The following is a 7,324-nucleotide window of genomic DNA, read 5'->3' as shown; positions in this document are numbered from 1 at the left end:
TACAATAGTGAACGCAAGCAATGGAACCTAAAAAAAATGACTCCGGAGCAATACCGGAGCCATCTGATCGCCGCATAAAAGACGACGCACTTTTTATTAAACTGTCCGAAAAACAGGGCTCAGTTCAGTTTTTGAAAGAAGTCTTTTTTAAGTAACTATTAATTGCCGGAGGCGTCTTTCCTGCCCAGACTGGGGTTCCTAGGAATAGATGCTCATATTCTTTTAATGCAAAGTCCATTGGTATGATAACGCCTCTCAGACCAACAAACGCTCCCATTGCTGCACCGGCGATGTTACCGAGTTTTCGCTGCTTTTTATCTTCGATTCTTTGAATGTCAAACTCTGTAAGCCTTTGAATTTCTTTCGCGACTACTTCTGTACTGCCGATCCATGAGTAATATACAATCAAGCTACTATTCTTCATTATGTCACTCCTTACCTCGTTTTTAGCTTTTCCTCCCTCTATCTACAGAGGAAATACCCTTAAACGATGGCAAAGAACCTAACTGTCCTCGCCTGTTCTTGGACAGGGTAGCATAGGCCTTCCTCTCGGGACCTAGTAGCACAGTCCTCTCACCTAATTTAAAAAGCTGAGGACTCATCTTGCCTCTATCTCCCACTTGCGCACCTGTCGATTCTCTAGAGGTTGAAGGTTGGTGAATCGCATGCTGTTCCATAAATTATTCTTATCTGTATTACCTGTATGAAACCCTGATTCAATGACATGACAGCGCTTTTAGAATAAACGTTTCAAAAATATCTTACCTGCTGTTTCTATGTTCTTCGCAGTTGCCTGTAGGCGTTCATCATGCTATTTTTAGACAGACGATACTTTAAGGAGGAACACGAATGAAACGTATGACAAAAGGTTTAGCAGCGGTTATCTTGCTCGCTGTCCCGCTCGCGGCGTGTGGTGATTCTAGCACCGATCAGGCCGATACGACACGCTGGGATGAGATCAAAGAAGAAGGTACGCTCACGGTCGGTACGGCCGGAACACTCTATCCCGCCTCGTTCCGTGAAGAAGAAAGTGACGATTTGACGGGGTTTGACGTCGAGGTCATGAAAGAGATCGGAAAACGTCTCGACCTCGAGGTCCAGTTCAAAGAAATGGCGTTCGACAACATGTTGACGAGCGTCCAGAACGGACAAGTCGATGTCGTGGCGAACGACATCTCGGTGACGGAAGACCGGAAAGAGAAGTTCGCCTTCTCCGTACCGTATAAGCACACGTACGGGACGGCAATCGTCCGGAAGAGCGATCTTTCAGGCATCAAGTCGCTCGAAGACTTGAAAGGTAAAAAGGCAGCTGGTGAAGCGACGACCGTCTTCATGGACGTGGCGCGCCAGTATGGGGCTGAAGAAGTCATCTACGACAACGCGACGAACGACCAATATCTTCGCGACGTGTCGACAGGTCGGACCGACGTCATCTTGAACGACTACTACCTCCAGACGCTCGCCCTCGCCTTCTTCCCGGAATTCGATATCACGATCCATCCGGATATCGCCTATAACCCGCAAGACGTCGCACTCTTGATGAATCAAGACAACGTCGACTTGCAAGAGAACATCGACCGCGTCCTTGAAGAGATGCTTGAGGATGGCACGGTGAAGGAGCTGTCCGAGCAGTTCTATAACGGTGCTGACGTATCCGTCGAACCGGACGTCGACGCGACAATCGTCGAATTGGACTAAGGCGATATGTTCGAAGGTGTGAAGTGGGAAGCGATCTTTGACGCCGACCTCGCCATCCGCTCGTTCCCATACTTGCTAGGTGGGCTACCGAACACGCTCTGGATCTCCTTCCTCAGCATGTTCTTCGGTTTAGTGTTAGGGCTCGTGCTCGCGCTCGGGAAGCTGTCTCCGTCAAGGCTAGTGCGTTATCCGTCGACGTTTTACGTCTCGTTCATGCGCGGCGTCCCGATCTTGATCATCTTGTTCATTCTCTACTCGGGGTTCCCGTTCATCGGGATCGAGTTCGCGGCGCTGACGGCAGCGATTATCGGCTTCAGCTTGAACTCGGCCGCCTATATCGCGGAGATCATCCGCGCCTCGATCCGTGCCGTCGATCAGGGACAGATTGAAGCGGCCCGCTCGCTCGGCATGAACAAGTGGCTGACGTTGAAAGGGGTCACGTTGCCTCAAGCGACGCGGATCGCCCTGCCCCCGCTCTCGAACGTGTTCCTTGATCTGATCAAGGCGAGCTCTCTCGCCGCGATGATCACCGTCCCTGAGATCTTCAACAAGGCGAAGATCGTCGGTGGTCGTGAGTTCGACTATATGACCGTGTATTTGGTCGTCGCTCTGATCTACTGGGGCATCTGCACGTTCATGTCGTTCTTCCAAGACTGGCTCGAGCGGCATTTCGAACGCTATTTGGATACACCGAAACGATGACTGACTTGCCTGATGCGGGCAGGTCAGTTTTTTCGTCGGGCGGCTATTGAGAAAGTGACATGGTATAGTCAACATATTCCATCATTCAATCCAAAGGAGACGCATCACATATGTTCTCAAAACTCTTATTTTTCTCGGCACTCATCATCACACTCACGTATATTTTGTTCGATGGGCCGGCATGGGTCAGTGCTTTAAACCCATATACCAGCATGATCGTCCTCTATTACGTGTTTGTCACGTTTCATCATCGCAAAAAAGCGAAATCTTCCTCTCCGGATTAACGGTGTGCAATGGACGCATTCGGGAACGTCTAGTCTTTAGCGTGCCACCTCGGTCCACGAGTGTGCTATGATTTTCTTAATTATCAGAAAATAGACGGGGGAATTTTATTATGGTGCAACAATGGACGACACATTTAAACGGTTTAGTGATCGGGCAATCGAAAGCGATCAAGCTGTCGACGATCGCCTTGCTTTCAGGGGGACATGTCTTACTCGAGGACCGGCCGGGGACGGGCAAGACGACGCTCGCCCGGAGCCTCGCCTCCTCCGTATCGGCCGCGTTCCAGCGCGTGCAATGTACGCCGGACACGCTGCCGAGTGACATTTTAGGGATGGAACTGTTCAATCCGACGACAGGAGCGTTCGAACGTCGGACCGGACCGATCTTCACATCGATTTTACTCGTCGATGAGATCAACCGGACGACACCACGGACACAGTCGGCGCTCTTAGAGGCGATGCAAGAGCGTCAAGTGACGCTCGGTGAGGTGTCGCTCCGTTTGCCGGACCCGTTCTTCGTCATCGCGACGCAGAATCCGTTCGACGGACAAGGGACGTTCCCGCTTCCGCAGGCTCAGCTCGACCGGTTCTTGTTCAAGCTCTCGCTCGCCCCGCTGTCACGGGAGTCAGAGCGCCGGCTGCTCCGAAACGAGCATTTGAGCGCCGCTCCGTTCACGTTGAAACACGAAGAGCTCGCCGTGATGCAGCAAGCCGTCCGTGACGTGACGCTGCACGAGGCGATGGAGGATTATCTGCTCGACTTCGTCGAGGCGCTTCGGCACCACCGGGACATCGAGGTCGGGCCGAGCCCACGGGCGACACTCGCCTACACGATGGCGGCCCGGGCCCACGCCTACATGGACGGACGGGACTACGTCGCACCGGAAGACATCCGGGCGCTCGCCTTGCCGATTCTCGGACACCGGATCGTCTTGACGGTCGAGGCATCGCTCAAGACGAAACCGTCGAAACTGATCAAATCTGTGTTAGAGACCATCGCGGTCCCATCCGAGGTGTGACATGCAACTCGTCAGCCCGCGCTATCTAGAATCCGCCTACATGTGGCTCTTGTTCGTCGTCGGGGTCTTCACGGCGCTTTACGGGAACGTGTTCCTCGCGAGCGCCTTGCTCGGCGTCAGCATCTACGCGCTCGTCATGCCCGAGCTGTTGTTCCGCCTGGCCGAACACGTCCGTGTCGAAGTGACGGACGAACTGAAACTGTTCCCGGGTGACGAAGAGTCGTACGTCATCCGCCTCATCTCGACTGCGAAAGTCCCGCTCGGTGTCGTCCGCTTGTCGGGTTATCTCCACCCGACCGTCGAAGTGGAAAACCACGCCTTCTGGCGCCAAGAGAATTATGTCGGCGGCGAGTCGGTCGTCTCCTATGACTTACCGCTCAAAGCCATCAAGCGAGGTCCGATCCGTGTCGAGGCGATCGGCATGGAGATCCGTGACCCGCTCCGCATGTTCTCGCTCTATAAAGAGGAACCGCTCGCAAGGATCGGGTACGTCTTCCCAGAGTTCCTGCCTTATCCGATCCCGAAACGCCCACCGACGCTACCGGGTGAGGAGATGGTCCGGCATAGCGCCTACCGTGACCCGGAGACGTTCCAGTCGGTCGCCCCGTATCACGGTCAACCGATGCGTCAACTGTACTGGTCGGCTTACGCGAAGACGGGCGAACTGCTGGCCCGGACCGAGCAACCCGTCCAGGCGAACGAGTACGTCGTCGTCTTGGACTTGTTGACGAAAGACGGCCGCGCCCTCACCCATCAGATGGAACGGGTGATCTCGCAAGCGGCGGCGCTGTGCCGTGACTTCGAGAAAGAGAACGCGAGCTATGGGCTGATCGTCCCGACGCTGACGAAAGATGGGATCACGTACGATCTCGCACCTGGGAGCGGCGAGACCCATTTCCGCAAGGTCATGACGACGCTCGCTTGTCTGTCGGAACGAGACTTCCCGATGGCCCGGTCATTGTTCGAACGGAAAGTCGCCAAATATGGCGGCAGCCAATCGATTCTTCGGCTCGGAGGTGACGGCAAATGAACTGGCTCTGGTGGTTGTTCGCCGCATTTTATGTCGGTCACGTCTATCCGCTCGTCTTCCTGTTGACGCTCCGTCTGCCGCGGAACTGGCAGCTCGGCGTCCAGACTTTGCTCAGTATCGGTGCGCTCTGGTTCTCGTATGAGATGAGCATCACGTTGCTGTTGTTCACGTATGCGCACGCCTTCATCCGCACGCTCGATTGGACCGACCGTTACGCGATCGCGAGCGTGTTGTTCTTGATCACGGATTGGCTGTTCCCACCGGCCGAGCAACCGCTCCTCATGATCGTGTTCCCGTTCCTGTTTTTATTTTGGCAACGGAGCCTGTATTACCGTCGCGACTATAAACGGATGTTGTCGACGCTCGTCGTCGGCCTAGCGGTCGGTCTCGGACTGGCTTTTGTCATCCGGACGGTCAAAGAGCTGTTGTTCGGCGACCTCATCATTTGGATCCGACCGTTCTTGCTTTGGATCGGCGGCTGGTTCGATGGGATCACGCTCGACCCGTCCGACCGGGTCAATCGATTCATGATACCGGACAACCCGAACCTCGATGCCGAGACGATCGCGAACGAGACGTTGCTCGAATCGGCGAAGAATCAGTCTTCCGCGCTAGTCATCTTCTTCATCGTCCTGCTCGTCGGCGGTGTCCTGTTGTTCTTCTATTTACAAAAGCGAAAAGACATCCAAGAAGTGCTGTCGGTCCCGAAAAAGGCCCATCAGACGGCACGGACGGAACGTCGCTTGACGCGGACGCCACGTGATGTCCGCTTGCTCGAGGCCGGACGCCGGCTCGAACAGGTGCACCCTCGCCATCGCGAGGAGACCGCGCACGAGTGGTTGGAACGGATCGACTTTACCGACGGAAGCTTGTTCGCAAGTTGGCTCGAGGCGGCCGAGTACGGTGAGAAAGAAGCGCCGACCACGGTCGTCGAGGCGTTTGAACGACACGTCAAACACGTGTTGAAAAAATAAAACCAGCCAAGATGTTCGGGATTGAACCCGGGCGTCTTGACTGGTTTTTTTATAGGATTGGACTCAACAGACGCGACACGCTCTCTTTGAAGCGAATCCATTTCGTCCGTGTCTCATAACGTTCGAGCGTCAACAGCTCAGCGCACGATTTGTCGCGGTCGAATGCGTCGATGACGGACCGGGCGACAGCCTCATCATAGACGAGGGCTGAAATCTCGAAGTTGAGGTGGAAGCTGCGGGCGTCGATGTTCGTCGTCCCGATCGAAGCGACCTCGCCGTCGATGACGAGCGTCTTCGCATGCAAGAAACCGCCCTCGTACGTATACACCTCGGCCCCGTACCGGACGAGTTCGGCCGCATTGGCGTATGTCGCCCAGTAGACAAACATGTGATCCGGTTTGTTCGGGATCATCAGTTGAATCTTCGTCCCTGACATGAGCGCGATCCGGCAGGCGTCAAGGAAACTCGCGTCCGGGATGAAGTATGGTGTCTGAATGTAGATCGTCTCTTTCGCTTCCCCGATCATCTTGACGAGCATATTCTTTAAATGCTCCGTCGTCGAGTTCGGACCGGACGTGACGATCTGGACGGGTGACTTGAACGCCTCGAGGGTCTTGCTTGGCCAAATGAACTCTTCTTTCAACGCTTTTCGTTTCGTCGGGACGGAACGGTTCCAATCGAGCAAGAACCGTTCAAGCAACTCTTGGACCGCCTCCCCGTTCATCCGCAGATGGACGTCACGCCAATAGCCGAAATGCTGGTTCGTCCCCATATACTCGTCGCCGACGTTGAAGCCGCCGATATAGCCGATGTCGCCGTCGATGACACACAGTTTGCGGTGATTGCGATTGTTGACGCGGAAGTTGATGCCGAGGCTCGACGGGAAGAACGACTTGACCTCGCCTCCGCTTTCGATCAGCTCTTTGAAATGTTTACGTCTCAGCTCTCTCGAGCCGACGGCGTCATAGAGCAACCGGACCCGGACACCGGCTTGGGCCCGGTTGGTCAGCGCCGCGATCAACGCCTGGCCGAGCGAATCGTTCTGGATGATGTAGTATTGGATATTGATTTCTTGTTTGGCCGCCTCGATATCGTCGAACAAGGCCGCGAACTTCTGTTTCCCGTCATGGATGACTTGGATGTCGTTATGATACGTGACGAGCGCGTTTGTCGACGACAGGTTCAACCTGGCGAGACGCCGGTATTTTGCTAACAGCGGGTCTTGCTTGAAGATCAGCTGGTTCCCATCCAACTCATCGAGCTGTTGTTGAACGTGCAACGCATACTCACTACGCCGCTCTTCGTCGACTTGATAGAAGTTGTTCGACTTGATCAAACGACCGAAGAAGATATAGATGAAGAAGCCGATGAGCGGCAAAAAGAAGAGGACGAGCAGCCAGGCCCATGTCGAGCCGATGTCGCGCCGTTCAAAGAAGATGATCGTGATGGCGAACGTCATGTTCAAGATGACGAGCAGGATGCCGAACACGCTGATGATGATTTCTGTCGTGAGCATCAGGTTCTCCCCCTTTTACGATTTGGTACATACCCGGTTTTTCTGACCAGACAAGACCTGATATATCTAGTTTGCCTGATTTCGGAGGAGAAAGGTATACG

At 54.4% G+C, this 7,324-nt stretch carries 8 protein-coding genes; 6 read left to right on the top strand and 2 right to left on the bottom strand.

The genetic code is table 11. From position 1 onward, the window contains the following. Window positions 1-124: 124 nt before the first annotated feature. A complete protein-coding gene (locus EVJ32_RS07265; RefSeq protein ID WP_131457700.1) occupies window positions 125-424 on the bottom strand; it encodes a flavodoxin family protein in 300 nt (99 codons plus the stop codon). A 425-nt stretch (window positions 425-849) separates the two neighbouring features. Here EVJ32_RS07265 and EVJ32_RS07260 point away from each other — a divergent pair, with 425 nt between their 5' ends. The 6 genes from EVJ32_RS07260 to EVJ32_RS07240 all read left to right on the top strand — a co-directional run bounded on the left by EVJ32_RS07260 (window position 850) and on the right by EVJ32_RS07240 (window position 5,707). Further along, complete coding sequence (locus EVJ32_RS07260) at window positions 850-1,698, top strand: transporter substrate-binding domain-containing protein (protein ID WP_131457699.1); 849 nt, start codon at window positions 850-852, stop codon at window positions 1,696-1,698. Between the two features lie 6 nt (window positions 1,699-1,704). After that, window positions 1,705-2,400: an amino acid ABC transporter permease gene (locus tag EVJ32_RS07255; protein ID WP_016508715.1), complete on the top strand. Its 696-nt coding sequence runs from the start codon at window positions 1,705-1,707 to the stop codon at window positions 2,398-2,400. 110 nt (window positions 2,401-2,510) lie between these two features. After that, window positions 2,511-2,684 carry a hypothetical protein gene (locus tag EVJ32_RS16195; RefSeq protein WP_161566967.1) on the top strand — a complete coding sequence of 58 codons (174 nt, stop codon included), beginning with the start codon at window positions 2,511-2,513 and terminating at the stop codon, window positions 2,682-2,684. A gap of 110 nt (window positions 2,685-2,794) precedes the next feature. Continuing rightward, entirely contained in the window at window positions 2,795-3,703 is a 909-nt protein-coding gene (locus EVJ32_RS07250; protein ID WP_070327249.1) for an AAA family ATPase, read from the top strand. 1 nt (window position 3,704) lies between these two features. Further along, a complete protein-coding gene (locus EVJ32_RS07245) occupies window positions 3,705-4,733 on the top strand; it encodes a DUF58 domain-containing protein (protein WP_131457698.1) in 1,029 nt (342 codons plus the stop codon). Beyond that, on the top strand, window positions 4,730-5,707 hold the full coding sequence (locus tag EVJ32_RS07240) for a hypothetical protein (RefSeq protein ID WP_131457697.1): 978 nt from the start codon (window positions 4,730-4,732) through the stop codon (window positions 5,705-5,707). Before EVJ32_RS07245 ends, EVJ32_RS07240 begins: the two co-directional genes overlap by 4 nt. Window positions 5,708-5,756: 49 nt before the next feature. Here EVJ32_RS07240 and cls read toward each other — a convergent pair whose 3' ends face one another. Next, entirely contained in the window at window positions 5,757-7,223 is a 1,467-nt protein-coding gene (gene cls / locus EVJ32_RS07235) for a cardiolipin synthase (protein ID WP_131457696.1), read from the bottom strand. Window positions 7,224-7,324: the final 101 nt, after the last annotated feature.

Source organism: Exiguobacterium sp. SH5S4 (assembly GCF_004337045.1).
GTDB lineage: Bacteria > Bacillota > Bacilli > Exiguobacteriales > Exiguobacteriaceae > Exiguobacterium > Exiguobacterium aurantiacum_A.
The sequence above is the reverse complement of the archived record's forward strand: the minus strand, read 5'-3'. Positions and strand labels throughout refer to the sequence as shown.

What these genes read in the sequence shown, in the direction of transcription:
- EVJ32_RS07265 (WP_131457700.1), bottom strand. Translation starts at nt 424, where the DNA reads ATGAAGAATAGTAGCTTGATTGTATATTACTCATGGATCGGCAGTACA.
- EVJ32_RS07260 (WP_131457699.1), top strand. Translation starts at nt 850, where the DNA reads ATGAAACGTATGACAAAAGGTTTAGCAGCGGTTATCTTGCTCGCTGTC.
- EVJ32_RS07255 (WP_016508715.1), top strand. Translation starts at nt 1,705, where the DNA reads ATGTTCGAAGGTGTGAAGTGGGAAGCGATCTTTGACGCCGACCTCGCC.
- EVJ32_RS16195 (WP_161566967.1), top strand. Translation starts at nt 2,511, where the DNA reads ATGTTCTCAAAACTCTTATTTTTCTCGGCACTCATCATCACACTCACG.
- EVJ32_RS07250 (WP_070327249.1), top strand. Translation starts at nt 2,795, where the DNA reads ATGGTGCAACAATGGACGACACATTTAAACGGTTTAGTGATCGGGCAA.
- EVJ32_RS07245 (WP_131457698.1), top strand. Translation starts at nt 3,705, where the DNA reads ATGCAACTCGTCAGCCCGCGCTATCTAGAATCCGCCTACATGTGGCTC.
- EVJ32_RS07240 (WP_131457697.1), top strand. Translation starts at nt 4,730, where the DNA reads ATGAACTGGCTCTGGTGGTTGTTCGCCGCATTTTATGTCGGTCACGTC.
- cls (WP_131457696.1), bottom strand. Translation starts at nt 7,223, where the DNA reads ATGCTCACGACAGAAATCATCATCAGCGTGTTCGGCATCCTGCTCGTC.